This is a genomic window from Pseudoalteromonas sp. SR45-1 (assembly GCF_014163655.1).
GTDB lineage: Bacteria > Pseudomonadota > Gammaproteobacteria > Enterobacterales > Alteromonadaceae > Pseudoalteromonas > Pseudoalteromonas distincta.
Map to the genome: position 1 here is coordinate 1 of NZ_JACJDR010000016.1, position 25,896 is coordinate 25,896.

The window sequence follows — 25,896 nt, forward strand, 5'->3', positions numbered from 1 at the left end:
GAACCACCAACTAGAGGTGCCTCTTTATCCATAACGTTGTTAACACCTACTAATAAAGACGTGTAATCATTTATAGTAAATGTACCTTTAAGGTCAATATAGCTTTGTGAGCTAATACCGTCGTCTTGTACTAATGTATCAGCACCAGTGTAATCGTTTACACCGCTGAAGAAACGCCATTTAGCAGTAGCTCTCCACCAGCTGCCCGTGTCGTAGCTAGCAGATACAACATGACGCCATTCTGGTTGAGGGAAACAACCGTTATCTAATGAGTCAACACAGTCATATACTTCACTTACACCAGGAATATTATCAAATTCCTTAGTTAACATGTAGGTACCAATGATACTAGTTTTTAATGTACCTTCAGCAATTTCCATATCGTAGTTTGCGCTTAAATCGATACCTTCGTAATGGATATTACCTAAGTTAGTATTTGTAGCAACAACTTGGCCAGAACCTATCCAAAGGCTACCACTACCAGGTGTACGGTCTACGTTATCACAAAATACAGCCGCGCCGCTTTTACCACATTGTGTAACTAGAATTTCTGGGTCAATATTACCAATCGCGTCTTCAAGTTCAATATCCCAGTAATCGATTGAGAAGTTGAAGTTTTCAAATGGGTTACCAACAACACCTAAAGTAATAGTATCAGCGATTTCTGGAGATAAATCTGGGTTACCACCAAACAGAGCATTATATTGATCCGCTGGGCTCTTACCTACATTGCCGTACTGACTTGCAGAAACACCTGTATTTGCACACTCAGCAGCTGTTAGGCTTGGTGTACCAGCACATGGATCAGTACCGGCCCATAAACCAGTGCTTTGTTGAGCGAATAGCTCACCATTGTTTGCTGCACGAACTGCACGGTTGTAGCTTGAACGAATTTTCCAATCGCCTGTTACATCCCAGTTCATTGCCACTTTATAAGTCGGCTCAGCACCTGAAGTGCTATAATCTGACCAACGGTAGCCTAATTCAACAAGTAAACTTTCAACTAACGGTAAATCTTCAACGATTGGCAGGCTAAGCTCACCAAACACTTCACGTACTTGATAACCACCATTTAAACTCTTAGTAGTACCACCTTGGCCTAGTAATAGACCTTGTGCATATACTTCATCAGCTGTTCTACTGAATGTTTCTTCACGATACTCTGCACCAAATACAGCAGCAACTGGGTACTCTGAAGATGGAAGTGAGAAATCGAATTCGCCAGTAACAAAACCACTTACAATCAATTGCTCAGTAACACCGTTCAAGATTGCCGTACCAGTAAGTGACTGTGCAGCTTCTTCTGTTACACCATCAAACTGAAAAACATCGTACGGAATACAACCAGAAGTCGCGCTACAATCTTCACCATTTGCTGATAAAGCGGTGATTATACGCGGACCAAAGAAATCATTTTCATATGCTGAAGAAGATGAAGTTGAACCGTATTGAGCAAATGCTTCGTAAGACCAAAGGTCGTTAATTTCGCCTTTACTACCTAACACTAAACGGAAAGAGTTATGTTCAAGGCTGTCTGCACGAGGGCCACCTTCAACGTTACGCTTACCAATATAAGTTGCAAACTGATCACCAGAAGTCAATCCAAAGCGCTCAGTTAGTTGTGCACGTTGTGTATCATTTAATAATGGGCTATCAAAATCAATTGAGTAATTATCATTAAAGAACGTACCAGACTCAGCAATCTGCGCTGTAGTGCGGTTACGCATAAACATTGCTTCCATGAACGGACGGAAGCTATCATTGATTTCGTAGTTAGCAAACATACCTAATGTATGACGTTCATCAGGACGCATAAAGTGGTTAATTGGCGCGTAGTTATATGTATTACCAACTGAAGGAATAAAGCTGCTATCTTGACCTAGAGTCCAGTATTCGTACTGGCCTTCACCAAAGTCTACAACACCGTCAGCGTTAGGAGCTGAGATATAAAAGTTAGGGTTAACAGCATTACCTGAACCACCACAAGCTGTACCAGCAGCATTTAGAGCACAAGATGAGTAATCACGTGCACCTTGGCGTAATTCATTTTGTCTGTTGTAAGTAAAGTAAGCTACTGCATGACCCCTACCACTATCAAATGCACCACCTAGAGTCGCTGCAAAATCAAATGACGCGCCATCAAGACCCGTATTACCTTCTTCATATTCAAAGCCAGCATCATCCATTAGGCCTTGCATGTATTCATTATCGTTATTATGTTGGTAAGCAGTTGTACCTACATTAACTTCAAAACCCTCAAACTGATCGTTCATTACAAAGTTTACAACACCAGCAACAGCGTCTGCACCGTAAGTAGATGAACCACCACCAGTCATTACATCTACGCGTTTAATTAGCGCGGCAGGAATTTGGTTAATATCCGCTGATTGTGTGTAAATACCACCAGCTTGCATACGACGACCGTTTACAAGAACAAGAGTACGCTGAGGACCCATACCACGTAAATCAAGAGTTGCAGTTCCCGAAGCACCATTTGATTGGAAAGAAGTATTAGACGCTTCTAGTTGCGGTAAGCTATTCATCATGTCTTCAACACGAGTAAAACCTGCAACAGCAATTTCTTCAGCAGTTGTTACTTGCACTGGGCTAGCTGTTTCCATATCTGTACGTTTGATACGTGAACCAGTAACTTCAATTCGTTCAACCTTATCAACTTTTTCTTCATCAGCAGCAAACGAACTTGCTGAAAAAGCAGCTGTTGAAGCTGTACCGAAAGCTATCGCTAAGCGAACTGCTTTTGAAACTTTATTATTTAACATTCGATTCTCCCAGAATACTTTATATTTTTTATATTTTTTGCTTGATTACCATTTGTTAATAAATGGTAATCATACGTTATGATAATACCAGCAATACAATGCGGTCAACATAAAATTAACTTATTGTTAATTACCAACACTTTCAAAGCTAAAGCATTACAATTTTAAAATCAAAAAATTTACATTGGTATTATTAAATAGCGCCATTACTGCATTAAGGGAAATTATAAAAAAAGGGGGGATTGAATTCACAAAGGTTAACTTTTAGCTTACGGTAACTTAAAAGAGAGAGGTTTGAGTGCTCTTTGATAGCGTCACTTCCATAGCACTAAAAATCATTTCGGCTATTGGGTCTAATTGTTTTTTTATATACAAAGGATAATTCAGTCTTTTATTTGTATCACTGAGCTCTGGTCCATCAAATGTGTAAACATACTCTATAATTTGCCCTCGTTTCACCTCAAAATTTGGGTTCTGGGCTTTATATTTTTTAACTGCTTGGACATGTGGTGGAATATTCTTTTTATATTCAGTCAAATTTTGTCCTAACCTTTTTCTATAAATTAATTTATCGTCAAATTCTCCATTTTGTAAACGCCTAGAGTAAGAATTAACTAACTCCTCTAAAAGGCTTATTTTATAGTCACTACTGAACAAAGTTTCAAACAACTCTACTTGAAACTCTTGAGCGAACTCAGTCCAATCACTTCGAACTGCTTCAACACCTTTAAATACTAGCTCATTGTGATTTTTGTTAATTTTTTGACCTACATATCGTTTTTTAGAGCCCATCGTTTTCCCCCTAATTGTAGGCATAAAAAAAGGACTGTATAAGGTTTCAAATTCAATCTCCAAAAAGCTCTCTAAGTCGTGCTTCTGACTAATTTCTTGTACCCACTGTTGATTGATATTAATAGCTAATTGTTTACCAATTTCATCGCATTGAAGCGTATTCAAACCGTCATCCAAAGTAATGAATATTGAATCTGTATCGCCATAAATTACATTGTACCCACACTCCTCTATCCATTTTTTTGTGGTTTGCATTATATCGTGCCCACGTAGTGTGATTGAACTTGAAAGACGTGGATCGTAAAAGCGACACCCCCGAGAACCAAGCACTCCATATAAGCTATTCATAATAATTTTTATAGCCTGCGATAACATAGGTTTTTGGCTATCTTTTGCTTCTTGTCTTGTTATTGATAGAGTTTTTATAAGGGCTGGTAAATGATTTTTATGTCTTGAAAAAAGTGCATTATTATATCCTGGAATTGCATCTTTTGGATTGAGCAACCCCTCAATTAAACCAAGAGGGTCTATACAAAAAGTACGCATAATTGATGGATATAAGCTTTTAAAGTCAAGTACAAGTACATTTTTATAAAACCCCGGTTTTGAAGACATTACATACCCTCCAGGACTATCAAAACTTAAGCCATGATCTCCTAAATTAGGTGCAACATAACCACTTCGGTGAAGTAAGGGCAGATAAAGGTTAACAAATGAAGCGACTGAACCGCCCATTCTATGAAGTTCAAGCCCCGTTAATTGACTCCTAACAACAGCAAAATCAAGTAAATTTAATTTGTTAAAAATACGTAGAACCAGTACGCAATCTTGTCTATTGTATTTCGCAAGGGATAACTTATTATCATTAAATTGGCGTTCAATTTCTGCTAGCTGGTCACTTGAACTGATGAACTTTTTCTCACCAAGCTCCTTAGCAGCTACATTTGACAGGCTAAAGCTATCATAGTGGTAGGTCGCATTTTTTAACGTGTCTATACCGTCTATAACAACTCTTCCTGGTATAGTTAATCGAGTATAATGGCCTACTCGTAATTTTATTTTTTCGTTATTACGTCCAAGACGCAATTCTATACCTAGAGTTTCAGCTCTGGAGTGAAGAACAGAAAAATCAAACTCAATGACGTTCCAACCAATAATAAGATCTGGATCTGTTTTTGCTATAAAGTGCTGTAATTTTTGTAAAAGATCGATTTCATCAACACACCATATTATTTCAATTGCATCACTATATTTAATAGGACTGCCAATCATTAATACACAATCAATGCCATGACCGACCAAACCAATGGAAAATAATACCCCTTCTCCATTGCACTCGATGTCTAAAGAAACTGTTTTAAACTTAGGATTTACATCTGGGTTATTTTTAAATTGGCAATTGGTTAACAGCCTATATCCGTCTTTTTGTGTAATATCTCCTCTCACCCATGTGGAGCCTTTAATAAATCGCTCCATTAAAAAGCGATCTATAGGGCGTATGTCATCTTCGTATGTCACAATGCCCTCTGCGCTTAGAGCTTTTAACGCATTGTAGTAATGTTTAAGTGATTTAAAGTAGCAACCAGCCACAGTCCCCTGCTGAAAATCTTTTAATTCTACAGGGACAATTTCAAAAGAAACATCTGAGAGCCGCAGTACTTTTTCTACCGTCGCTTTATCCTTTAACTTGATAAAAAAAACAACTGACTCTGGTAAGCTAATTGCTTTTAATGGCCCTTTTTCAGTTAAAAGCCAAATAACAAAACTTACGCCCAAAGGTGAATCAACTGTTTCTGTAGAGAGAATAAACCCCGAGTCTAAGTGCATTAATGAAATAAGCCTTGTAATAAAAAACGACAAAATAAAATTTGTAAAGCAGGTTATATTTTATTTCTTTCTAAGTTAGTCTTAAGAAAAAATAATATGAGCATTCAATGAGCCCTTCTGAAATTATCCAACACGCTAATAATCTCCTTCAACAAAACAAGCTTCAACAAGCCAAAAAAATAATATTATCTTTAATTCAAACTGCACCAGAGCACCATCAAGCTTGGCAAGTATTAGCCCAAGTACATCGACAGTTAAAAGAGCAAGAGCAATACCAACAAGCCATTAAACAATATGAGATGATTGCTTGGTTTAACCAACGTTTAGATAAAGCGAATCAGCATCTATTAAACAAAGAATTAAAACCAGCAGAAAACATTGCCCATGAGTTGCTCAAGCTTGTAGCGAATGAATACCGTGTTTTAGTGTTATTAAGTAAAATAGCTTTTCAGGCAAACGACTTAAAAACGTATTTGGCTATTACTTCTCATAATATAAATATAAATAGCACAAAATCAGCCGCTTATGATGCGCACATTGAAGCATTATTTAATACAAAGCAATATTTAGAACTAATCTCTTTTTATAATAGGTCGACCAAATTAGTTACTTTACTACCACAATCCCAAAGTCTACTCGCTGCTGCCTATGTAAAAATGATGGACTTCAAAAATGCATCTCTAAATTACCAATCTTTGTTAAATAAAAATTATTACCCCGCATATTGCAATTTAAGACTTGGAAACATAGAAAAGATAATTGGCAATAACCAAAGTGCTATTGCGTACTATTGCAAAACAATAAAACTAGCTCCCCATATCGGCGAAGCCTATTGGAACTTAGCAAACTTAAAAACATATACTTTCACTCAGCTCAATATAGCTAATTTAGAACAGCAGATAACAATAGATTCAAATAAATTAAATAGAGCACAACTTCACTTTGCTTTAGCTAAAGCATATGAACAACATAGCAGATACGAAGATGCCTTTTTGCAGCTAAGAATAAGTAACGATTTACAAAAGTCACTTACCCCTTACATTACTAATGACTTTAATGAGCGCTGTAAAAAATACCTAACCAAAAAAGTAGCCAATACAGTACATTCCTCAACCGAAAATGAAGTCCAGCTGATATTTATTGTAAGCTTGCCTAGAAGTGGCTCTACACTTATTGAGCAAATACTGGCATCGCATAGCCATGTTGACGCTAGCTATGAATTATCAGAAATCAATTCTATTGCAGTAGAGTTAGAAAACCTTCAGATAAAAAGCAACGTACCTTATAAGCTAAATAGTTTGACTCAAGAGCACTTGGCAACATTAGCCAAACGCTACTTAAAATTCATTGAACCTTTTCGCAATAACAAGCCTTACTTTATTGATAAACAACCAGTCAACTTTCAACATATTGCTCTTATCAAAACTTTATTCCCTAATGCAAAAATAATCGATGTACAACGAGATAAAAAAGCGACTGCATGGAGCCTTTATAAGCACTCATTTTCACAAGGCCATAGTTATAGCTACGATCAGGAAGATTTAGCTCACTACATGAATGAATATTATAAGCTGATGACACATTGGCATAGCGTATATCCTGACGAAATATATACAATTAATTATGAAAGCTTAATAAACAACTTCACTGAAACGGTTAATGATTTATTTGAACATTGCAATTTAGTAGTAGAGCAAGCGTGTTATGAGTTTTATAATAACCAACGCCCTGTTTTAACTCCCAGTTCAGAACAAGTACGTAAGCCAATTTACAAAGAAGCGCTGACTGACTGGAAAAAATATGCAAATCATCTAACGCCACTGCTTAATAGGCTAAATTAGTAAACAAGCTGCTTGTAGTTACACTCTTATAACTCTAAAATCCATAGCACTGTAATTATATACATACTTTAGGTAAATCATCCCATGCTTTCTGACTCACTAAAAAAAACAATTAGGCAAGTACACCAGCATGTGGCTAGTAACCTAAAAGATTATCGCCCTCGTAGCAGTCAAAATTATCTTGTAGCCGAAATAGCAAAAACACTTGCTGGCGAATACCATAAAAAGCAGCGCATTTGCGTAATTGAAGCAGGCACCGGTACCGGTAAGTCTCTTGCCTATTGTTTAGGCGCGTTGCCTCTTGCCTTAGCGCAAAAAAAGAAGCTAGTTATTTCTACCGCAACCGTTGCACTGCAAGAACAATTAATAGCAAAAGAGCTCCCATTTTTTAAAAAGCATTCAGGCCTCGACTTTAAATTTGATTTGGTAAAAGGTCGCCATCGTTATATTTGCGCTCACAAATTACATAATGCTGTAAACGGCGATAGCCAAACACAAATGGACTTTATGCCAACACTTACTTCACCATTGAGCGCAATGGAAACCAAGTGTTTAAATGAGCTATATAACGCCTATGTGAATAAAAAATGGCAAGGCGATAGAGACAGTTGGGCCGATACCGTACCCGACAGAGTATGGAACTTAATAGCGTGCGATAAACATTCATGCCAACGCCAAATGAAGGCCCATCAAACATGTCCGTTTCAGCTTGCTCGTAATCAATTAATGCAAATGGACGTACTGGTAATTAATCACTCTTTATTACTTGCCGATTTAGACCTAGGCGGTGGTAAAATTTTACCAGAGCCCGACAACACCATTTATGTAATTGATGAAGCGCACCATTTAGCACATATAACACGCGATTTTTCATCGGCCGCAGCAACAATTAAAGGCACAATAGAATGGCTTGATAAGCTCACCAAGTTTAGCGGGAAAATGGCGAAGGTTTTAGTAGGGCAAAGAGCCATTGGCCAAAACTTTAAACTTTGCGACAGCATTAATGACGCGAATAAAGATTTAAAAGTAGTTCGCGATATCCTTGATAATGCCGACTTTGAATATTCGAAAGACGATACTTATCGCTTTGAGCACGGTGAAATTCCACAATCGCTGCACAGTAAAGCAAAAGACATAAGCGAAGCCACGCAAGATGCGCTGCGCTGTTTAAACAAAATGCACGACACCCTTACCCAAGATGTAAGCGACGGCGACATAAAACCTTACGTTGCCGACCCAATACTAGGCGAAAGCGGTCAATACATAAACCGCTTAGAGCAACTAAACAAACTATGGTCTAGTTACGCAAAAAAAGGCGAAGGTGCTCCCCATGCACGGTGGATAAAACGTCTTGAATATAAAAGCCATCACGACCACTTATTAAGCGACTGCCCTATCGAGGTCGGTTATTACCTGAAAGATAAATTGTGGCGAGAATGCGCGGGCGCTGTTTTGTGCTCTGCGACATTAAGTGCACTGGGCTCGTTTGATCACTTTGCTTACGAAACAGGACTTGCTAAAGAAGAAGGCGTTAAATTTATTAAAGTACCTTCTCCTTTTGATTACCCAAAACAAGCCACTTTACGTATTCCGGTATCTAAAGTAGAACCTACCGATAAAGACTTTAGTGATCACCTAGCTAAAACTTTACCAGAGTACCTAAATGATAAAAAAGCGAACCTTGTACTATTCGCTTCTTACTGGCAAATGGACCACGTAACAAAGTTTCTTAGAACAAAAGGTTTTAACTTATTAGTACAAGGTGAGATGTCGCGAGAAGCATTGCTTAAATTACACACTAAAAATGTAGACGAAGGCAAAGGCAGTATTTTATTTGGAACCCAGAGCCTTTCGGAAGGTCTTGATTTACCAGGTAAATATTTAGAGAACCTAATAATTACTAAAATTCCGTTTGCTGTACCTACTTCGCCAATAGAAGAAGCGCAAGCAGAATTTGTACAAAGCAAAGGTGGTAACCCGTTTTTAACGATTACCGTGCCAGATGCCGCAAAGAAATTGGTACAAAGCTGTGGTAGACTGCTGCGAAAAGAGAGTGATGAAGGCTGTATTACTATTCTCGATAGGCGCTTAGTTACTAAGCGATACGGTAAAGCCATGCTCGACACCCTACCACCTTTTAAAAGACAAATAGATTATTAATGTTTGAACTCGCACTCGATCCAACAACCTGGGCTGTTTTATGTGCTGTTGCACTTGCCGCAGGTTTTATAGACGCTATCGCCGGTGGCGGTGGCATGTTAACTGTACCCGCTTTATTAACTGCTGGCTTACCTCCACATTTAACATTAGGCACCAATAAATTAGCGGCTAGCTTTGGCTCGTTAACGGCAAGCTATACATACTATAAAAAGAACTTATTTAGTCCTAAGTTTTGGGCAGCCTCCATTATTGCAACCGCAATAGGTGCATTGATAGGTACTATTATTGTTGATCATTTAAGTATCGATTTTTTAAACAAACTACTCCCCATTATTATTATTTTAGTTGCTGGCTATAGCTTATTTGGTAATTTAAGCACCACCGAAGGCGATGAACTTCCTAAACTAAACAAAGCGATGAAAATAAAACAATGGCTACAAGGTTTAGCATTAGGCTTTTTTGATGGTTTAGCAGGCCCAGGTACGGGTACATTTTGGACTGCTTCTAATGGCATGCTTTACAAAATGAACCTGCTACTCAACTGTGGTTTAGCGCGTTCAATGAATTTTGTGTCTAACTTTATATCTTTAATTACCTTTGTTGCACTCGGCCATGTAAACTTTTTACTTGGCATAACAATGGGCTTTTTTATTATGCTAGGCGCATGGTTTGGGGCGCATTCAGCAATACGTTTTGGTAGCAAATTTATTCGCCCAGTATTTAATACTATGGTTATACTTTTAGCATTAAAACTAATTTACGAGGCTTACTTTTAATATGCATTCAATGGCTTTAGATAAACTACGCCAACAAGTTGCAACGCTAAAACAACAAGCTGAGCAATTTGATAAAGCTAAACTTTTTTCTAAAAATCGTTACATGCAAGCACAACCTAGCTTGTTTGACCGCGCAGTTTTTAGTACCAAAAGCATGAACCTAGTCGATTACGTAATAGAAATAGAAGATGAAGTTTCGAGGTTACCGCCAAGCGAGCATCGCCATGCTTATACCTACGCGCTTGAACGTATTGCAGCTCAAATACAAGCTGTATTCAATGTTATTAAATCTACCCCTATTTGGGTTAAAGAAAACAAAAGCCATTATAAACCACGCCCTAAGCAAACCGTTTATAAGCAAGCTGTGCAAAAAATAATGCAATCATCCCATGAGCTTTACGACGAATTAAAACAAAACCATGAGTTTGAACGCCGTTTAGTGCTCATGATTGAAGAGCGAAAAATGCAAATGGATAAAGCCTCGCCTGCTAAAGCACAAAAGCTTAACCTTGAAATATTAAGCACACACGCTCGATTAGGCCGCTGCAGAAAAGCAATTTCTGCCACCGAAGATAAAATTCAACAAGTAGAAAAACAGCAGCTGCGTTAAGGCGCACTTTACTATGCAGCTTTATTATCATCCATTGTATTCAGACCTTATACTCCCAGAACGTCATCGATTCCCTATTCAAAAGTATAAGTTACTCAAAACCGAAATAGAAAACCTAGGTGTTTCGGCTATTCACTTTCAAGAGCCTAAAAAAGCAACCAAATCTCAACTTTCGCTATGTCATAGCCAACGTTATATAGATGACTTTTTAAATGGGACTCTTAGCAATAAAGCCATAAAAAAAATGGGCTTCCCTTATTCAAATGAATTGGTAGAGCGCACATTACTATCAGTTGGTGCAAGCATCCAAAGTAGTGAACACGCGCTAAAACATGGTTTTTCGGCTAATTTAAGTGGTGGCTATCATCATGCATACAGTGATTACGGTAGCGGTTTTTGTATTTTTAACGATCTAGCTATTGCAGCAGCACATTTAATAAATACAGAGCAAGTCGACACTGTTTTAATTTTTGATTGCGACGTACACCAAGGCGATGGCACAGCACAAATCACTCAAAATCATGACCAAATTATTACCTGCTCAATTCATTGTGAACAAAATTTTCCTCGTAATAAGCAAGAGTCCACCTACGATTTTGCATTGCCCGCTAAAACAACCGACGTTGAGTACCTTGCTACATTAGAGCAAGCACTCGATTTTTGCGTGCGTATTCATAACCCCGATATTATTTTGTATAATGCAGGTGCTGATATTTACACAAAAGACGAGTTAGGCTTGTTTGAAGTATCACTAGATGGCGTATATAAACGCGACTTTTTTACTCTCAACTTTTGTAAGCAACACCAAATCCCACTAATGTGCGGCCTAGGTGGAGGTTATCAGCGTAATTTGAGTTCACTAATTAATGTTCATAAACAACTATTTAAAGCCGCTATCGATTTATAGCAAGCCATAGTATAGACTCAGTTAAACGGATTATTTTAAAGCGGTGGGAATATGCGATTACACGAAGACATACACAACTATTACGAAAAGATTGTAGTCGAGGAAGTTATCAAACTTAAACTTGATGAAAAATATGATGAAGATGTAATGGCTGACTTTTGTTGTACGGTACTAAATCAGCTCCCGCCACGATATATTCGCTACGATGTAGATATGGCGTTTTATTTACCGCAATCAGAACGCATACATATGGAACAACGTGTACAAACCGCAATAAACGTTGCCATCAGCCAAATATCAAAAAAGAAAGAGTTAAATGACAAGTCCACTTGATCAAGCCCCTACACATATGAAACTTGCAGTAGATTTAATTATGATACTAGAGCAACACGATGTTGCTCCAGAAGAAGTACTTAAAGCACTTGAAATAGTTAAAAGCGACTTTGAAAAGAAGCTAGAAAAGTCATAACTCTATTCTATTATCTGTATGTCGTGCTCGGTAACGCTACCTTCGTGCTTAGTGCAATCAATTTTCTTGAATAAATCTTAACTTGATCTGTCAGATTCGAATAATAGAACTCAATCGAATCTGACAGTTGTATATGTGTTGACTCAAAGTCGCTGTGTTTATTTTGGGAAAGATCAGAAGCTATCTACATAAAACACCATATAACATGTGTATATGGTGTTATAAGGGGACAAAAAGTCCACTGAGTAAAGCTGTTTGAAACACTTAAAACTACCAAATCAGGTTTACAATTGCATCCTCTAAGTGTAGTTTGTACCGTTCCATATCAGCTTGAATTTTTGGGTTTTTCATGACATCACTACAAATAAAAGTTTCTAGTGGCTCCATTCCTAAAAACTGATTTGCTTTGTGCACTGGCAAATACACACCATCTATCCCGACCCCTTCGAAGAACTGCTCATTATCAATGAAAGCTTCCATTGGGGCGTTCCACGTAACAGAAAGCAAGTATTTTTTACCTTGAAGTAAGCCGCCAGAGCCATAGTTCTTTGAACTATCACTTCTAGACCTACCGTCACTTTCATACAACTTCCCGTGTCCGGCGGTGAAAACCTCGTCCATGTACTTTTTCACAGTCCATGGAGGCCCCATCCACCATGCAGGCATCTGAAATATTACCAAATCTGCCCATAGCCATTTAGATATTTCTTCATCAACATCATAACCTTTATCGATAGTCGTATTACTAATATTGCAGTTTCTCTGTCTAAAGAAGTTTTCAGCAAAGGCTGCAAGGGAACTATTCAGTTCACCTTTAGAGTGAGCGAAACTTTTTCCGCCATTTAATATTAAGATATTTTTCACTAGGTGCTACTTCCAATTCTTTATTAGCATTTCACTTACAACCCACTAATTAATAAAGCTCTTAGAATTAATCGATTTGATATCTTTTAGTTCGGACAGAATTTCTTCACCAACTTTTCGAGCAGATTGTGGGTTTTGACCAGTAATTACTCGCTTATCATTCACTACATTTTCTACCCACGCTGCACCATAAATGTGCTTTGCACCTCTAGAAATTAAAGTATCCTGTAGTGAAAACGGAACCACATCTGTTAGTCCAATATTTGACTCTTCTTCGTTAGTAAACGCAGCTAATTTTTTTCCTTCAACGACGTATTGTCCGTTACTAAGTTTTACATCTGTAAAAGCAGCTGGCCCGTGGCAAATAGCACTTACAACACCGCCTCTTTCATATATTGAAGCGGTTAACTTATTGATAAGTTCATTGTTCGAGAAGTCCCACATTGTTCCGTGTCCTCCTGCATAAACTACCGCTTGATAATCTTCACTGTTTACATCTTCAATTGCTATGGTGTTTATAATTGAAGCCATAAGTTTTTTATCATTGATAAACCTAGCATTATCTTCGTCTGAAAAATCTAGACTTTCAGGGTCTATTGGTGCCATTCCACCTTCAATGCTAGCAACATCAACTTCAAAGCCTGCATCAGCAAGAACATAATAAGGGTGCGTTAATTCACCTAGCCAAAATCCAGTTTTCATATCTAACGAACCCATCTTATTGTGGCTAGTCAATACGAAAAGGACTTTATCCGCAGCAAAGCTTGGGGCAGCGAAAACTAGCGTCATGAATAATAATAGAAATTTCATAATATCTTTCTCATACAAATTTAACCAACGGACTCGTTGGTTACATATTTAATACTTTACCAACTACCAATATTTGGCATTGAAGCCCAAGGCTCAGCTTGTGGTAGCGGCTCACCTGCTTGTAACAACTCGACTGAAATATCATCTGGGGAGCGTACAAAGGCCATGTGACCGTCTCTAGGAGGTCTATTTATTTCGATACCTAGTGCCTGTAAATGAGCGCATGTCTCATATATGTTTTGAACCCTGTATGCTATGTGCCCAAAGTTTCGTCCAGAATATAGAGAATCAGGATCCCAGTTATACGTAAGTTCAATTTGAGCGCTTTCATCACCTGGTGCAGCTAAAAAGATTAGAGTGAACTTATCTTTAAAGTAGTCTTTCCTTTTAAGAATCTTCAACCCTAAACCTTCACAGAAAAACCTCAGTGATGCTTCAATATCTGATATGCGCAGCATTGTGTGAAGATACTTCATTTATCACAAACCTTAAAACACACGAGCTGTTTGAATATCGACTGATAGCACTCTATCTTCTAATGAGGCTTGTAATTGAAGATAATGCGGCAGACTCTTATGTTGTTCTAAAGAATCTATGTCACGCCACATTTCAACCAATGTGATCTTTTGTGAACCATTCGTATCAGGGTAAACATCATAACGCTCGCACCCATCTTCAAGCACACTTTCACTTGCGCACTTATAAATTGCGTTTAAAACGGTGTTGTAATGCTGTGTTTCACATAGGATATCCACAACAATCATAACTTCATTGTTCATTTTTAACCTCTATTTTGGTGTATAAGGCTGCTTACACAGCCTTTAGTTCAAGAAGAGAGAATTAACGCTCAATGACGATTTTGCCTGTAGCTAATCCTGACTCTAGACGAGAGTGAGCAGCTTTAACTCCATCCAAAGTGAAAGGGAAAACACTATCAATCAAAGGTTTAACTTGGCCTTTATCTACAAGCCCAGCAAGTCGGCGTAGAATGTCACCGTGAGTATCTCTATCGATATTGTGAATAATCGAAATCGCCATAAATACAAGATCTAACCTAAGAGCCTTAAAGTGCATTTCAGTTAAGTTATAATCAGCATAACCAATTGTAGAAATAACATGCCCTTTCAGTTTTGCAGCGATTAGTGAGTTTTGCAGAACTGGCCCACCCACTGTATCAAATACAGTATCGAATCCATGACCATTGGTTAATCTTTCAACATATTCCTTTGGTTCTTCTTTAGGGAATAGAACCGTTTCGTCTGCACCCAATTGTTTTGCAATTTCTGCGCGTTCTTCATCTACAACAGTCGTTGTAACATGTGCACCTAGCGCTTTCGCAAGCTGTAGACCGATGTGGCCTACACCACCTGTACCACCATGAACTAAAACTTTATCGCTCGGCTGGATTTCAGCTCGACCAATAATTGCTTCCCAAGCGGTAATTGCTACTAAAGGCAAGCTAGCCGCTTCACCAAAGCTAAGCGTTTTAGGTTTGTGTGCTAATAATACAGCATCAGCTTCAACCTTATCAGCTAGAGTACCTGGAATGCCAACAATACCACCGACACAACCATACACTTCATCACCAACTTTGAAGTTAGTTACACCTTCACCAACTTCACTGATTACACCCGATACATCCATGTGAAGGATTGCAGGGTAAACCATACCAGCAGTACCTTCACTGCCTTTACGGATTTTAGTATCTACAGGATTCACACTTGTCGCTTTTACATCAATTACGACATGACCACGTTTTGGTTTTGGTGCATCAACTTCGATTTCGTGTAGAACATCAACATCACCATGACCATTAATTGCAATTGCTTTCATAAAATTTACCTCTTTGTTATTGACGAAAGTGATATTATCAACATAATTAACTACCAGAAACACACCAAAGGTTTAATGATTAATTCCGAAAGGTTGATAATGTGATTGATTCCATAGAAGAGCTGAAGATATTCAGTACGATTTTTGAACTCAAATCTATCCGAATGGCTGCTGATGCTCACAATCTAACGGCTGCGGCAGTAAGTAAAAGGTTGATAGCGCTCGAAAACAGACTGAGTGCGAAATTATTTTATAGAACAACTCGGACTCTTAGTCCGACATTTACAGGTGAGAAGCTATATAACCATGCACAAAGACTGTTAAGTATTAGTGATGAGATTGAACATGACCTTGACCCAACTAATACGTTAAAAGGAAAAATAAAAATAACTGCGTCGGCTTCTTTTACGCAAAGCTATTTATTACCTGTGATTAGCAGCTTTTTAAAAAATTTCCCGCAAGTTAATATTGAAATCATTTCTACTGACAGCTTGGTAAATTTAACTGAACAAGGTGTTGATTTAGCTGTTAGGCATGGCCCTTCGCGGGACTCATCGTTAATAGGTCAAAAGCTATCCGATACAAAGAGAGTCTTATGTGCAACGCCGAGTTATTTAGAAAAGAGAGGAGTGCCACATTCACCTGAATATTTAACAGAGCATACTTTATTAACCGTTGGTAATGAAACTAATTGGTCATTCATTAGAGAAGGTGAACGGAAAACAGTTAAGTTAAACCCTGCCTTTTCTTCTAGCTTAGGAGACAGCGTTTTGAGTATGGTGGAATTAGACCACGGTATCGCGCTTTTGTCAGATTGGCACATTAAAGAAAGTGTTGCTCAAGAGCGTTTAAAGGTTATTTTGGAGGACTGGGAATGCGACCCCTCAATTTCAATTAACCTGTTATATCCTTCTAGGAAAAACCAATCGATAATAGTTAAGAACTTCATTGACCACTTGAAAAAGTGGATAAAAAGTAATCCTCTTTAAATATAAACTTTGCTTTTTTGGAACTCTACCACTGCAAGACGGTTGCTATTAGAATTTAGAGGCTTTCCAGCTAACGAGACTGTAACTGATAATTTTACAAAAATGCGCTAGAGAGGCCGCCCGTTATTCGCTCATAGCTGCTTGTCAGATAAGGTCTAAACTATTTGCGTTTACTGTCAGATTAGATGTGAGCTACTACATTTAACTTCACCAAATGTACGCCTAGGCGAAGTTGAACGCCGACAGGTCATATTTTGTGCTTTAACGCCAAATTGCGTTATATACAACTCAACTGTTTCGTCTATTTGTTGTTTTTGCTGCGTAGTCGCTGCACTGTAAAATGCATCGTATTGCGCAGACCAATTCTCAACCCCCGCTTCTTTTGCAACACCTAGCCAGCCCATTCCGAGTTTAGTAGATTGCTCCAAGTATTGGCCTTTTAAAAACATGAATGCCAACGTATATTGTGCACTTTTATAGCCAAGTGCTGCCGGCTCTTTTAAATCATAAAAAGCTTGCTCGTATAGCCCCTTTTTATACGCTTTAATACCATTGTATTCTTTTTTCTTCATTGTATTGTCGCTGTATAGGCTAACAGGGGTCGACCCACACCCACCTAATAAACCTACAGCCAAAATTGCTGCAACCGATATACATTTAGCCATAACTAGTCCTTTATTATTTTTATATGCGAGTACCGAATCTGGCTTACACTCTTTGCAAAGCCTGCTATTGTGTAATCCAATTTGTATAATTAAAATACTATCATGAGCTTAGCAAGTCTACTTCGGTTATTTTTTCTGGCTGCAATTTGGGGCGCGTCATTTTTATTTTTGCGAATGGCAGCTACCAGCTTAGGCCCAGCGGTGTTAATAGAATTTAGAGTTGGCTTTGCCGCACTCACCCTCTTTATTGTGGCGCTTTACTTAAAGCGTCGCTTGGCGTTTACTAAACACAAAAAGCACTTTTTTATAATTGGCGCTCTTAACTCCGCCCTGCCTTTTTTACTTTTTGCTTATGCCGCGCAAACTATCAGCGCATCTACGTTAGCTATTTTAAATTCTACAACGCCTATTTGGGGCGCAGTTGTGGGTATTATCTGGAGTAAAACCAAGCCAACTAAGAGTATGGTTTTAGGCTTGCTGTTGGGTTTAGTAGGTGTGGCAATTTTAGTTGGGCAAAACCATCTTATACTAAATACTCAGCCACTTATTGCTATTGTAGCAGCGCTAAGCGCTTCATTTTGTTATGCCATTGCATCCCATTACACAAAAAATGCGCCAAAGCTTGCACCGTTTGATAACGCACACGGCTCAATGTGGGCAGCAAGTTTTATGGTACTGCCCCTTATACTTTTTATGCCAATGCGTGAAGTACCAACCACCAACGTTATGCTTGGCGTTTTAGCCCTTGGCGTAGTGTGTACAGCGCTTGCTTATATTTTATTTTTTAAACTTATTGAAGATATAGGCCCAACCTCAGCTTTAACGGTCACGTTTTTAATTCCGCTATTTGGCATTTTTTGGGGACATTTAATTTTAGATGAGCAAATTGGGCCAAACACGTTACTAGGCGCTTTATTTGTTATTGTGGGCACTATGCTGGTTACTGGATTTTTACCGCGAAAAAAGCACCTAGCTAAAACACGCTAAGTGCTTTTACAAAGCGCTTACTTTTGTGCTTTTTTGCTTAAGTTTTCAATTAAGTCTTGTGCGCTATAGCTATTGTCGCTGGGTTTAATGCCTTTACCCATTTTAATATCAATCAGGGTGTGTACTTCTTTGCGTTTATCATTGTTGCTCACCTGCACGCCTACACTGCTTGTTGGGCGTGCGCGTGTTTCGCAAGTTAATAAACCGCAGCTTCGCTCATATTGCTGGCTGTGTGATGCACTAATAGTTGACGCGGGCGCTTGCGATTTAGACTCAACAAAGGTTTCTTTATTCGTTACAACAAACCAGTCGTAGCCTTGCGCTTGGGTAAGCTCAGCCGCGTGTAATAATGCATAGTCACCTGCATCTGCTACGTTGTTTGACACACTTTTAAACTCTACTCGGTATTGATCGTCGCTAATTTTTTGCTCGCTGTAACCTTGTGAGCCATTATTCGCGGCGCGGTAATCAGGTTTAGATGCGCAACCCGCCATAAGTAAAATACTGATAATTAAAATAGATGTTTTCATAATTCACCTCGTTTTATACACATTATTATTTATTTAACTGCCACTTTGCACTAATTGCTTGCTGCTCTTGCGCTCTATCTAGTGGTGCGCCGCTGATCAAGCTGTCTATAACAGCATCTAACTCACTGTTATTAGACGCCGCTTGATATTGCGCGCCATTATTACTTTGCTGCGTGGCTGTTTGCGCTTTAATTTGCCAACCGCTTTGCGTTTTACATGCAATACTTGTTTGCGTTGTGTTGTTTGAACTTAGTGCATACTGCCTACAAAGCTCACCTTGCTGATTTTTAAAACTAAGCTGCGCGCTAAATACTGAGCCATCAATTTGCTCATACTCTCCACTACTTAGCTGTGTATTAAGGGCTGAGGCTATGCTACTGGCTACTAAATTTTGCGACTCATTGGGTTGTAAATAACTAGTCATTGCAATACCAAATACCACGGCAACACTTGCAGCTATTGCTAAGCTTTTATTAGCCGAGTGCTTAGCCTTTTGCCAAGGCGTTAAGGTTACTACATTACTGTTTAACGTGTTTTTTGTCGTTGCTGTATCAAGCTTTACAACCGTTTTAGCTAATGAGTCACTAAGTGGTGCGTCGTCAATACTTGTTGCGTGCTCTTTTACTAACATGTCTACTTCGCTAAATTCTGCAAGTCGCATTACTAGCTCATCATCGGTTTCAAGGGCTTTGCGCACTTGCTCCATTTCGTGCTCGCTTAGTTCTGAGTCTAAAAAGGCGCTAAGTGTTTCGTCGTTAATGTTCATACTTGCTCCTTTTTAAAGTCGGGTTTTATTAAGTTATAAAGTGTACTGCGTGCTCGTGATAATTTACTCATTACACTGCCTATAGGTATATCGAGTGTATGTGCTACGTCTTTATAGGCCATGCCCTGCACTGCCACCAGCGATACGATGGCGCGTTGCTCTTCGGGTAATTGCCCAAGTGCGGTATTTACATTTTTAAGCATTTGTTTGTTTTCTAGCGTTTGGTGCTCATTACTTGTAATTGGCTCTGGTAATATATCGGCCTGGGCCGTATTTTGCCTTACCTTGCGTGAGCGGTATTCGTCTATCCACACATTGCGGCAAATTTTAAACGCCCATTTAGCAGGCTCAACGTCATCCGGAATGCCTTTTACTAATAGTTTTTCAATTGTTATTTGCACTACATCGTCTGCATCTGCTTTACTACCCGTTAGCGAATAGGCAAAACGCCTAAGCATGGGCAATAAGGTTTTTAATGTTTCGTTCATTGATTTTTACCCCTTTTATAAAGAAGACGATTCAAAAAAACATTTATTCCCAAATAATCAAAATAATTTGAATAATGAAATATTTTTATGTGTTAAACGTTAACTAACTAGCATGATAAATTTAATAAAAGTAACCCACTATGAACATGAAAAAAGTCCGCGTTAAACACATAATAGCCGCCTCACTTTGCATATTTAGCGCAACGAGTTCTGCCAATATAGTGAGAGTCGATCAAGTGCTTGGGCAGTTAAACCCAATAGAGCAGCGTATTGAACAAACTATAGAGCGTGCACAGCTCCTGCCACTTCCGGTGCCTGTACCACAAGTTTCGATTGATGAACTAAAAGCTCAAATAAGTGAGCCAATTAGCAGCTTACCTAATGTGCTTAACATTAATATAAATAGCCAAAACACCGCATTTGTTGAAGTAGAGCTAGAAAACGGCTTTAGAGCAATAGAGCGCCAATGGTTATTAATGGCAAATAGCCAACAACTTAATACCCTAAAACAGCAAAATGTAACCATTGTGTCGGTAAAAAATTACAACGCACTTAACATGAGCTTAGTGCGCTTTAACGCCCCCCAAGGTGTTAATTCTAAAAGTGAATTATTGAAAGCACTTAACTTAGATGAGTCTGCAATACTTGACCGAAACCACATATACCAAGCGCAAACAGGCGAGCCTACCGCAAAAGTAACACCAAATAACTCTATTGCCCCCTACTGCACACAAAGCGTAAAAATTGGCATGATCGACAGCGCTATTAATACCAAACACAGTGCTTTTAAAGGCGCAAATATCACTACGCAAAGCTTTTTACCACAAGGGTTAAGCTCGCCAAATTTACACGGCACCGCCATTGCAGGGCTAATTACAGGTAAAGGCGCAAAACTTAACCCGCTTTTAAGCAATGCTCAGCTTTACAGTGCCGAGGTGTTTTATAGGCAATCTGAATATGCACAAGGGGCTACATTATTTGCCATAGTAGAAGCACTTAACTGGTTAGTAAGTAATAAAATACCCGTAATAAATATGAGCCTAACGGGGCCAAATAACGCAGTTTTAGAAGCAAGTATTACTGCCGCAATAAAACAAAACGTGTTAATTGTAGCTGCTGCAGGTAACCAAGGGCCGGCGTCGCAGCCGTTATACCCAGGTGCGTATAAAAGCGTGATAGCGGTAAGTGCTATTGATGCAAATAACCAAATTTATAGATGGTCAAATAAAGGTGATTACATAGACTTTGCAGCCCTTGGTGTAAATGTTGTTACAAGCCAAGGCAATGGAAAATTTGGGAGGGAGTCGGGTACGTCAATGGCGGCGCCGCATGTAAGCGCGGCATTAAGTTGTTTATTGTTAAAGCATGGTAATAATAAAACCAAAGCACTTAACGAGCTTACATCGCTGGCCGTCGACTTAGGCGAGCAAGGCAAAGACACCACCTTTGGTTATGGTGCCATTTACCCACCTAAAAATGCACTTTAACTGACGCCGATAAAACCGATTGCGTATAGGTATTGCTACTAAGCTTTGATTGATAATCGCCATATTCAGCCTCGGCTATGAGTGTTACGTGCTCAAATAAAGCTAGGTTATAAAACGCATTAACGACATTTCTGTGCTCATCTCGCGACGGTATTTGCTCAAAAAAATCATCCGTTGTTTGCTCATCGTAATCTTTATTTTGACAACGCCAGCCAGCCCCCACTTTATTCGCTACATTAAAGGCCGTAAATTTGTGCGTAACTTTAGTAGTAAAACCGTAGCCGTTAAAGTCGTATTGGTTGTCGTCGGCGTTTTCTTTATCAGCACTTAGCGCTGCCATTAACATGGTTTGGCCATTATTTATAAAATGATAAAGCGCTACATCCCCACCTACGCCGTCGGCATTACGTGCTTTTGCAGTAACAAAACGTTTAGCTTTGGTTTTTACACTCATACGCAAGTACGTACGCGGGTTTAAAAAATGGCCATAGTAGGCGCTGGCTTGATTAAAATGTAAAAATGTTTCGCCATCTACATTTGCTTTTGCGCCATCGTAACGAACCCCTAGCTCATGGCTATTAAAGCTATAACTGCCATCTAAACCGTATTGATGCAGGTCTAAATCGTATTGATCAAACTCATCGTAGTCTTGTTGTTCAAACTTATAGCTTGAGGTTAATTTAGCGCTTTTAGTTAATTGCCATTTTGCATTAACACCGGCTGCGGTTTTTATGCCGCTGTCGCTTTGCGACGAAATATCGTCAAGCTCCTGAACAGAGAGCGCCGAGTTACTTAATACCCCAACTTCAGCATCAGCATTTAGCTCAAAGCTACTTTTAAAGGGCTTATTTTGCTCAGCTGTTTTAATGTGGTTAGTTTGTGCAAGCACCGCTTGAGCACTAAAAACACACAATGTGGCGGTTATAACTGCTTTCATATTTATTCTCCAACAGGCCGAATAGGTTTGCCCATTCGGCATTTGTGCAAGCACTTGGCGTATTAAAGGCCTAGGTCTAAATCGTTAGTAATGTTGGTTACTACTTCACTTGCGGTGCTAAGTGCTACATCGTTACTAATTTGATCAGTAACCGCTGCACTCACCTGCCCGCTAACACTTTGCTGTACCGTGCTTTGTAAACTACTAACCGTACTGTCTTGCACACTGGCAATTAAAGATTGCTGAACATTGCTTACTACTTCATTACTGGTATTAATAGCATCACCCGCTTGCAGTGCAGAACTCACTGAGTTTGCAGCCGTATTAGTAATTGCTAATTGGTTTGTAAGCTCACCCGCATTAAGCGTATTAGTTGCATTAGTTGCATCAGCTTGTGTAACTGAATCGGTAGCGCTGCCCACATTTGAAAGTAAAGAAGCATCGGCTGGTACGTCGGTAGTGTCTGGCTGAATGCCTTGTTCAGAGGTAACAGAAAGTAATGACGACTGGCTCACAGCGGTTGTTAAATTACCCGCCGATGAGGTTAACTGCGCTGTTGCATCGAGCGCTGTATTGGCTGTGGTATTGCCTGTGGCATTCAAAGACGAGGCCGATGCATTTAATGAATTATTTAAAGATCCGCTTGCAGATGCAACTAATGTATTTGCAGGCTCTGCGGCCTCGCTGCTTTCTTGCGCTGGAGTTTGCGTGTTATTCGCCGTTGAATCTGTGTTTTGCGAATCATCAGCCGTTACTTGTGTATCGTTAGATACGTTTGACTCGTTGCTACCACTGGCTGTTAAACCATTTTGTGAAAGCGCAATAGATGTAGATGTTTGTTGCTGCGCCGACGTTGACTGAGATAGTTCAATATCAGCGGCGTGCACTGCACCTGTAAAAGTACACACACCGCTTAACATCATTACGCTTACAATTTTATTTAATTTAGTCATTGTTTTGTCCTCTAGTTTGTCGGATTGACATAAAGAAGACGATTTACAAAAACACTTTATTCCAAAAATAATTAAAAATTATAATAACGTTACTTAATTATTTAAGTTTCATACTCTTAAATATAAATTACTCGTTTATTGCGTTAGCGTTTCACTGTTTTGGATCAGCAATAACAGCTCGGCAGTGGCGGTAGCATCAGCCAATGCGCGGTGATGGCTGGTTAAATTTAAATTAAAATGCGCGCTGAGGTTACCAAGCGAATACGACTTTAAGCCTTTAAACGCTCTGCGCGATTCAACCACGGTGCACATTTTTGGCATTTTAAAAAAGTGCCCTGCAATCTCGCATTCTTTTTTAATAAAACCGTAATCAAAGTTCACGTTATGAGCTACAAAAATACTGCCTGCAAGTTTATCTAACAGTGGCTTGGCTATATCGGCAAATACAGGCGCGTTGCAAACCATGCCATCGCTTATGCCGGTCAATTTAGTAATAAAGCTTGGGATATGGCGCTGCGGATTAATAAGTGTCGTCCAGGTATCAATTACTTTACCGTGCTGCACTTTAACAATGCCAATTTCGGTAATGCGGTTACCGCCTTTTAAGCCGCCCGTGGTTTCTATATCAACCACGCTGTAAATACGGTTAGGGTCTACAAACCACTTAACTGCAGCAATATGTACTGTAAAACCCACATTTTTTAAATTATCAATGGTGGTTAATTGGTTGCGCCTAAGTTTATCGCCTGGGGCTTTTACCTCTTCAAAATGTACTTGGCCATTATTAATAACCATTAAGTCGGGGTAGCCGTCTTTTAGCTGTAAATAGTGTTTACTCATTGCCGTTAAGTGCGCAATTAACGCTTCAAGCGGGCTGTTTAAAATAAGTGCCTCTAGTGGCTCTAATAAATTGCTGCGCCATCTAAATAAACCATTGGGCTGCTCAAAATATTGCGCGGCATGTTTACATACCAAATTAAGCAGCGCCTGATTAGTGCCGCAGCTTTTTAAACGTGCGTCAATTTGCGTGCTTTGTGCTTCATAAAAATTACCAAGCTGCAAAACTTGCGGGTAAATATCAAATTCATTACACGGTGGGTAAGGCGATTCAATAAATAACTCGTGCCAAAATACTAAGCCAAACAAGCTTTGCCAAAGCGTGTTTTCGGTATTAAATACAGCCATACCTTCGCGAGTATAATAATCGTTTACGCCCTGCTCTACTTCACCTCGGTACAGTTCATCTATTTCTAGCACGCACTGAGTGTCGGCAAGCATGGCACTTAAACGCGAACGTGTTTTTTTATTAAACTTACGCATTAAAAAATCGTCAGCAAAATAAAGTAAATCATCAGTAAGTGGGTTTTCGATAATGGCTTCTAACCGTGCTTTTACCCACTCTTTATTACCAAGCCTGTATTGCTCTCTTATTTGAATTTCTTGTGCTTCGCTATCATCCACGCACCCTTCAAGTAAACTAAAAGCAAGTTCGCTATCAACTGTTTTTAGCTGCCTATAAAGCCTAACTAATAGTTTGTTTTTTAATACAACGGCAATTGCACCATGTGCAGCTTGCACTAAAACCTGTGACGCTAAAGCAACATAGTCGCTCTCATCTGTAATATTTTTAAATGCTAACCGGTAACGGTTTAATAAATAGTTTGATTGCGCTTCGTCAAGTGTTTCAAAACGCGACAAGCTCTCGCTGTGTCCTTCGCGCGTAGCGGTTAAGCCTAAGTCTCGCATTACAAAACGATTTTGATGATTTACATCACCACCGCTTAGTTTGCCTGCAAATAAAAACTCAAAATACTCGTAGTAATCACTGCGGTTATTAATTACATACTGGCTATAAAGTGGCGCAAGCTCTTGTGGGCGTGCTTTAAAAAACTCACGCGCAATATCCACCAGCGCGCCTTTAGCGGCGCTCTTTTTAAAGCTTATTTGCTCACTGTAATTACTTAGCAACTCAACCAAAGAAGGCTTAGTTAAGTGTGCTAAAAGCTGCGAATAATGCTGCTCGTTTGGCTCAAATAAAATGCCGGCTTTTTTTAGCGTATAAATAGCCTGATGCGGCGAGGTTATTTCTTCATAATTAAGCGATTGCGCCTGCACTAAATAAGGCTTTCGCGAGTATACCCGCGCCAACATGCACTGGCTTTGCTCATCTAGCTGATTAATTTTACTAATGAATTCGCTGTGTTTGGGCTCAAGTAAATGCATACATTTACTTGTTACAAACTCAATAAGCTCTCTAAAATGCGCTAAATAGTATTTTGCTGGTAATTCTTTTTTCATAATATCGCCACAACTGTATATAAAAACAGTATCTAGCATTTGTGCTTATTATTCAATCTTAAACTTGTAACTAAAACACGCTATAGTGGGCTTATTAAAGCAAATTCATTAAAAATAAAGGACTTAC

At 39.1% G+C, this 25,896-nt stretch carries 24 protein-coding genes; 10 read left to right on the forward strand and 14 right to left on the reverse strand.

The window, feature by feature from the left end; genetic code table 11:
- Window positions 1–2,780 (reverse strand): TonB-dependent siderophore receptor (locus H5089_RS15485; RefSeq protein ID WP_182712599.1); only part of this gene is annotated, 2,780 nt, incomplete at its 3' end.
- A 279-nt stretch (window positions 2,781–3,059) separates the two neighbouring features.
- The gene (locus tag H5089_RS15490; RefSeq protein WP_182712600.1) at window positions 3,060–5,399 is read right to left on the reverse strand and encodes a DNA polymerase II; all 2,340 of its coding nucleotides are present in this window, start codon (window positions 5,397–5,399) and stop codon (window positions 3,060–3,062) included.
- A 107-nt stretch (window positions 5,400–5,506) separates the two neighbouring features.
- Between H5089_RS15490 and H5089_RS15495 the strand changes: the two genes are divergently transcribed.
- The 7 genes from H5089_RS15495 to H5089_RS15525 all read left to right on the forward strand — a co-directional run bounded on the left by H5089_RS15495 (window position 5,507) and on the right by H5089_RS15525 (window position 12,162).
- Window positions 5,507–7,240, forward strand: a complete 1,734-nt coding sequence (locus H5089_RS15495; protein WP_182712601.1) for a tetratricopeptide repeat-containing sulfotransferase family protein — start codon at window positions 5,507–5,509, stop codon at window positions 7,238–7,240.
- An 84-nt stretch (window positions 7,241–7,324) separates the two neighbouring features.
- Window positions 7,325–9,400, forward strand: a complete 2,076-nt coding sequence (gene dinG / locus H5089_RS15500; protein WP_182712602.1) for an ATP-dependent DNA helicase DinG — start codon at window positions 7,325–7,327, stop codon at window positions 9,398–9,400.
- Window positions 9,400–10,176 carry a TSUP family transporter gene (locus tag H5089_RS15505; protein ID WP_182696019.1) on the forward strand — a complete coding sequence of 259 codons (777 nt, stop codon included), beginning with the start codon at window positions 9,400–9,402 and terminating at the stop codon, window positions 10,174–10,176. The genes dinG and H5089_RS15505 overlap by 1 nt, the downstream gene beginning before the upstream one ends.
- A gap of 1 nt (window position 10,177) precedes the next feature.
- Window positions 10,178–10,786 carry a primosomal replication protein gene (locus H5089_RS15510; protein ID WP_002958255.1) on the forward strand — a complete coding sequence of 203 codons (609 nt, stop codon included), beginning with the start codon at window positions 10,178–10,180 and terminating at the stop codon, window positions 10,784–10,786.
- Between the two features lie 13 nt (window positions 10,787–10,799).
- Window positions 10,800–11,693 (forward strand): histone deacetylase, encoded by an 894-nt coding sequence (locus H5089_RS15515; RefSeq protein ID WP_182712603.1) that lies wholly within the window; start codon window positions 10,800–10,802, stop codon window positions 11,691–11,693.
- Window positions 11,694–11,744: 51 nt separating this feature from the next.
- Entirely contained in the window at window positions 11,745–12,026 is a 282-nt protein-coding gene (locus H5089_RS15520) for a late competence development ComFB family protein (protein WP_002958257.1), read from the forward strand.
- Window positions 12,010–12,162, forward strand: coding sequence for a DUF2496 domain-containing protein (locus H5089_RS15525; protein ID WP_076914928.1), 153 nt, complete (start codon window positions 12,010–12,012; stop codon window positions 12,160–12,162). The genes H5089_RS15520 and H5089_RS15525 overlap by 17 nt, the downstream gene beginning before the upstream one ends.
- 270 nt (window positions 12,163–12,432) lie before the next feature.
- Here H5089_RS15525 and H5089_RS15530 read toward each other — a convergent pair whose 3' ends face one another.
- The 5 genes from H5089_RS15530 to H5089_RS15550 all read right to left on the reverse strand — a co-directional run bounded on the left by H5089_RS15530 (window position 12,433) and on the right by H5089_RS15550 (window position 15,669).
- Window positions 12,433–13,026 (reverse strand): NAD(P)H-dependent oxidoreductase, encoded by a 594-nt coding sequence (locus H5089_RS15530; RefSeq protein WP_182712604.1) that lies wholly within the window; start codon window positions 13,024–13,026, stop codon window positions 12,433–12,435.
- A gap of 45 nt (window positions 13,027–13,071) precedes the next feature.
- Window positions 13,072–13,836 carry a type 1 glutamine amidotransferase domain-containing protein gene (locus H5089_RS15535; RefSeq protein WP_220486985.1) on the reverse strand — a complete coding sequence of 255 codons (765 nt, stop codon included), beginning with the start codon at window positions 13,834–13,836 and terminating at the stop codon, window positions 13,072–13,074.
- A 56-nt stretch (window positions 13,837–13,892) separates the two neighbouring features.
- The gene (locus tag H5089_RS15540; protein ID WP_182712605.1) at window positions 13,893–14,312 is read right to left on the reverse strand and encodes a VOC family protein; all 420 of its coding nucleotides are present in this window, start codon (window positions 14,310–14,312) and stop codon (window positions 13,893–13,895) included.
- 12 nt (window positions 14,313–14,324) lie between these two features.
- Complete coding sequence (locus tag H5089_RS15545; RefSeq protein WP_182693737.1) at window positions 14,325–14,615, reverse strand: putative quinol monooxygenase; 291 nt, start codon at window positions 14,613–14,615, stop codon at window positions 14,325–14,327.
- Window positions 14,616–14,676: 61 nt separating this feature from the next.
- Complete coding sequence (locus tag H5089_RS15550) at window positions 14,677–15,669, reverse strand: zinc-binding dehydrogenase (RefSeq protein WP_182693738.1); 993 nt, start codon at window positions 15,667–15,669, stop codon at window positions 14,677–14,679.
- Window positions 15,670–15,770: 101 nt separating this feature from the next.
- On the opposite strand from H5089_RS15550, the gene H5089_RS15555 reads away from it, so the two are divergent.
- Window positions 15,771–16,658 (forward strand): LysR family transcriptional regulator, encoded by an 888-nt coding sequence (locus H5089_RS15555; protein WP_182693739.1) that lies wholly within the window; start codon window positions 15,771–15,773, stop codon window positions 16,656–16,658.
- A 176-nt stretch (window positions 16,659–16,834) separates the two neighbouring features.
- On the opposite strand, the gene H5089_RS15560 is transcribed toward H5089_RS15555, so the two are convergent.
- On the reverse strand, window positions 16,835–17,323 hold the full coding sequence (locus H5089_RS15560; protein ID WP_182712606.1) for a sel1 repeat family protein: 489 nt from the start codon (window positions 17,321–17,323) through the stop codon (window positions 16,835–16,837).
- Window positions 17,324–17,425: 102 nt separating this feature from the next.
- Here H5089_RS15560 and H5089_RS15565 point away from each other — a divergent pair, with 102 nt between their 5' ends.
- A complete protein-coding gene (locus H5089_RS15565) occupies window positions 17,426–18,310 on the forward strand; it encodes a DMT family transporter (RefSeq protein WP_182712607.1) in 885 nt (294 codons plus the stop codon).
- A gap of 17 nt (window positions 18,311–18,327) precedes the next feature.
- Here the strand turns inward: H5089_RS15565 and H5089_RS15570 are convergent, their stop codons facing one another.
- From H5089_RS15570 to H5089_RS15580, 3 genes are read right to left on the reverse strand one after another with little or no spacing between them, the layout of a single operon-like run.
- Window positions 18,328–18,840, reverse strand: coding sequence for a CC0125/CC1285 family lipoprotein (locus H5089_RS15570; RefSeq protein WP_182712608.1), 513 nt, complete (start codon window positions 18,838–18,840; stop codon window positions 18,328–18,330).
- 25 nt (window positions 18,841–18,865) lie between these two features.
- Entirely contained in the window at window positions 18,866–19,606 is a 741-nt protein-coding gene (locus tag H5089_RS15575; RefSeq protein WP_182712609.1) for an anti-sigma factor, read from the reverse strand.
- Window positions 19,603–20,094 carry an RNA polymerase sigma factor gene (locus tag H5089_RS15580; RefSeq protein WP_039038091.1) on the reverse strand — a complete coding sequence of 164 codons (492 nt, stop codon included), beginning with the start codon at window positions 20,092–20,094 and terminating at the stop codon, window positions 19,603–19,605. The genes H5089_RS15575 and H5089_RS15580 overlap by 4 nt, the downstream gene beginning before the upstream one ends.
- Window positions 20,095–20,234: 140 nt before the next feature.
- Here H5089_RS15580 and H5089_RS15585 point away from each other — a divergent pair, with 140 nt between their 5' ends.
- Window positions 20,235–21,581 carry a S8 family serine peptidase gene (locus H5089_RS15585; protein ID WP_182712610.1) on the forward strand — a complete coding sequence of 449 codons (1,347 nt, stop codon included), beginning with the start codon at window positions 20,235–20,237 and terminating at the stop codon, window positions 21,579–21,581.
- Here the strand turns inward: H5089_RS15585 and H5089_RS15590 are convergent.
- The 3 genes from H5089_RS15590 to H5089_RS15600 all read right to left on the reverse strand — a co-directional run bounded on the left by H5089_RS15590 (window position 21,565) and on the right by H5089_RS15600 (window position 25,808).
- Window positions 21,565–22,518 (reverse strand): hypothetical protein, encoded by a 954-nt coding sequence (locus H5089_RS15590; RefSeq protein ID WP_182712611.1) that lies wholly within the window; start codon window positions 22,516–22,518, stop codon window positions 21,565–21,567. The genes H5089_RS15585 and H5089_RS15590 overlap by 17 nt on opposite strands.
- A 62-nt stretch (window positions 22,519–22,580) precedes the next feature.
- Entirely contained in the window at window positions 22,581–23,471 is an 891-nt protein-coding gene (locus H5089_RS15595) for a hypothetical protein (RefSeq protein ID WP_182712612.1), read from the reverse strand.
- Window positions 23,472–23,606: 135 nt separating this feature from the next.
- Complete coding sequence (locus H5089_RS15600; RefSeq protein ID WP_182712613.1) at window positions 23,607–25,808, reverse strand: exonuclease domain-containing protein; 2,202 nt, start codon at window positions 25,806–25,808, stop codon at window positions 23,607–23,609.
- Window positions 25,809–25,896 lie beyond the last annotated feature (88 nt).